The sequence below is a fragment of the Candidatus Enterococcus avicola genome, assembly GCF_047470845.1.
In the GTDB taxonomy this organism is placed as follows: domain Bacteria; phylum Bacillota; class Bacilli; order Lactobacillales; family Enterococcaceae; genus Enterococcus_D; species Enterococcus_D casseliflavus.
On the sequence record NZ_JBLGTY010000050.1, the window covers coordinates 1 to 2,933 of the forward strand.

Below are 2,933 nucleotides of genomic sequence, written 5' to 3' on the forward strand. Positions count from 1 at the left end.
ATCGTCATTCCTCCTGCTATCTTTTTCTATTATTCTACCTTATTTGATAGTAGATTTAAAACTTTGCAACAGAACCCTATATAGGAACTATGAAAAAGGAACGGATTTTGGTACTTGATTTACTTAAAAAACATTTAGAAAAAGCAGGAAAATGAAAAGGTACCATAAACGGTCGTTTATGGTACCATTCAAATTTATTCTTATTGTACAAAATAACAGCGAAATTTTTAAATCTATTCCTTATCGATACAAATTCCCCGTAGGCGCTAGGGACCTCTTTAGCTCCTTGGAAGCTGTCAGTAGTATACCTAATAATTTATCTACATTCCCTTTAGTAACGTGTAACTTTCCAAATTTACAAAAGCGACTCATAGAATTATTTCCTCCCGTTAAATAATAGATAACTATTAAAAATAGACAATACTTGCTCATAAGTAACGGTACTTAAATTGTTTACTTTGGCGTGTTTCATTGCTTGATGAAACTGATTTTTAGTAAACAGTTGACGATATTCTCGATTGACCCATTTTGAAACAAAGTACGTATATAGCTTCCAATATTTATCTGGAACATCTGTGGTATGGCGGGTAAGTTTTATTAAGACACTGTTTACTTTTGGTTTAGGATGAAAGCATTCCGCTGGCAGCTTAAGCAATTGCTGAATCGAGACTTGAGTGTGCAAGAGCAACCCTAGTGTTCGGTGAATATCCAAGGTACGCTTGTAGAATCCTTCTTCAACAATCAGATAGATGTCAGACGCATGGCTTTCAAAAACCACTTTTTTAATAATTTGTGTGCTTAAATGGTAAGGAATATTCCCAACAATTTTATACCTCTGTTTGTTAGGGAATTGAAACTGTAGAATATCTTGGTGAATTAAAGTGACACGAATGTTCAGTTTTAATTTTTCTGACGATAAGTTGAATAGATGACTGTCTAATTCAATAGACGTTACCTGTTTACTTATTTTAGCCAGTTTCGTCGTTAAATGCCCTTTACCTGTTCCAATTTCGTAAACGGTATCGGTTTCTTTTAAATTCAATTGTTTTATTATTTGGTTGAGTACTTTTTCACTCGTTAAAAAGTTTTGAGAATATTTTATATTTTTGTTCATGTAATCACTCCTGAAGTGATTACATCTATAAATAAATACAGAAGTTAAACGATTTGTTTGTAATTTTAGTTATCTGTTTAAAAAGTCATAAGATTAGTCACTGGTAGGAATTAATCTAACGTATTTATTTATCTGCGTAATCACTGTTTTTAGTCTGTTTCAAAACAGTAGATGTTTTATCTACATTACGCATTTGGAATACCAACATGACGAATCCCTCCTTCTTAATTACAAATTTTTAGCATCTAATTTAACTTCAATTCCTATTATACAAAATTTTAAGATAATGCACTATCAACACACTCTTAAGTTTGCTTCTAAGTCTTATTTCCATAACTTTAGGGTTAACCATACGCAAGACCAATCACTCTCGGACAATACTCATGATTTTAATGATAAAATCCATGTTAAACCCATAGATAAGAAATACACCTGCAATAACCGTTACCTGTTTGTGCCAATTTAAAAATGCACCACTTTTTTATAATTAAAACGGTTGAAAACTGTACCACTAATAACTCACAATAGAGAGATGTCACCGTCAAGTTAAATGTACAAAATAACAGCGAAATTTTTAAATCTATTTCTTATCGATACAAATTCCTCGTAGGCGCTCGGGACCCCTATCTAGCGAACTTTTAGAAAAGATATAAAACATCAGAGTATGGACAGTTGCGGATGTACTTCAGAAAAGATTAGATGTCTAAAAAGCTTGTAGTTAAAGCTTTTTAGACATCTAAATCTAGGTACTAAAACAATTCATCCAGTAAAATATAATATTTTATTTTCTCCCAATCAGGCTTGATCCCCAGTAAGTCAAAAAATAGCTCGACATACTGTTCTTCCCCGATATCCTCCCTGATCGACCGGACGCAGAAGGCAATGTCATACCACTTGTCCGCCCTGCCGCTTCTCCCAAGATCAATAAAGCCACTTACTTTGCCATCTTTCACAAAGATGTTGCTGTCTCCCAGGTCGCCGTGGGAAAAGACAAGTTCCTCTTCGGGCTTTTCCGTCTTTAAAAAATCATACAGCTCGCGCGGATCTTTAAATGGAGTGTCTTCTTCCCAGTTTTCGCAATCCACATCGGCCAGATCGTTATTCAGTAAGTAATCCAATTCGGCTAAGCGGCTGTCTAAGCTATTCGTATAGGGACAATCCGATATGTCGATGGAGTGAAAGAGCCTGATGCACTCCGCATACAGCTCGATAATCTTTTCAGGGCTTTGTTCATCTTCATACTCTTCCGAGCAAAGGACGCCATCGGCCTCACTCATGAGCAGATTGCTCCAGCCATCATGCCGTTCAAAGTGCAGGACCTTTGGAACAGGCAGCTTTCCTTCCAGCCATAGCATCATGTCCTTTTCCCGTTCCACATCATAGGTGGTCCCTTTATACCGGCTGTCCGTCATTTTTAAATATAGGTTTTCATTTTCTCCCACCAGCTTATATACCTTAGCAGGAGACATTCCTTCCGTATCTTTTACGCAGCGGTATTTTTCGATCAGTTTTTTCAATTCCGGTGATATTCTCATTTTAGCCATTTATTATTTCCTTCCTCTTTTCTACAGTATTTAAAGATACCCCAAGAAGCTAATTATAACAAGACGAACTCCAATTCACTGTTCCTTGCATTCTAAAACCTTAAATACCAGAAAACAGCTTTTTCAAAGTTGTTTTCAAAGTTGGCGTATAACATAGTATCGACGGAGCCGATTTTGAAACCACAATTATGATAGAATTGGTTTGGCAACACTTTTTTAGACAAATTTTATAAGGTGTTCTTTTCATTATCTATCCGAAGCCTCCGATTGCCCTT

At 35.8% G+C, this 2,933-nt stretch carries 3 protein-coding genes and 2 pseudogenes; all 5 read right to left on the minus strand.

Going from position 1 to position 2,933, the window contains the following annotated elements; all coding sequences use genetic code 11:
* Nucleotides 1-376 precede the first annotated feature (376 nt).
* Nucleotides 377-1,114 carry a 23S rRNA (adenine(2058)-N(6))-methyltransferase Erm(B) gene (erm(B), locus tag ACI3E5_RS17485; RefSeq protein WP_001038790.1) on the minus strand — a complete coding sequence of 246 codons (738 nt, stop codon included), beginning with the start codon at nt 1,112-1,114 and terminating at the stop codon, nt 377-379.
* 124 nt (nt 1,115-1,238) lie between these two features.
* Nucleotides 1,239-1,322: a 23S rRNA methyltransferase attenuation leader peptide gene (locus tag ACI3E5_RS17490; protein WP_001814874.1), complete on the minus strand. Its 84-nt coding sequence runs from the start codon at nt 1,320-1,322 to the stop codon at nt 1,239-1,241.
* A gap of 48 nt (nt 1,323-1,370) precedes the next feature.
* A pseudogene (locus ACI3E5_RS17495) lies at nt 1,371-1,454 on the minus strand (MLS leader peptide); the annotation flags it as partial.
* A 409-nt stretch (nt 1,455-1,863) separates the two neighbouring features.
* Nucleotides 1,864-2,658, minus strand: coding sequence for an aminoglycoside O-phosphotransferase APH(3')-IIIa (gene aph(3')-IIIa, locus ACI3E5_RS17500; RefSeq protein ID WP_001096887.1), 795 nt, complete (start codon nt 2,656-2,658; stop codon nt 1,864-1,866).
* Between the two features lie 92 nt (nt 2,659-2,750).
* Nucleotides 2,751-2,858 (minus strand): annotated as a pseudogene (locus ACI3E5_RS17505) (GNAT family N-acetyltransferase); the annotation flags it as partial.
* Between the last annotated feature and the right edge of the window lie 75 nt (nt 2,859-2,933).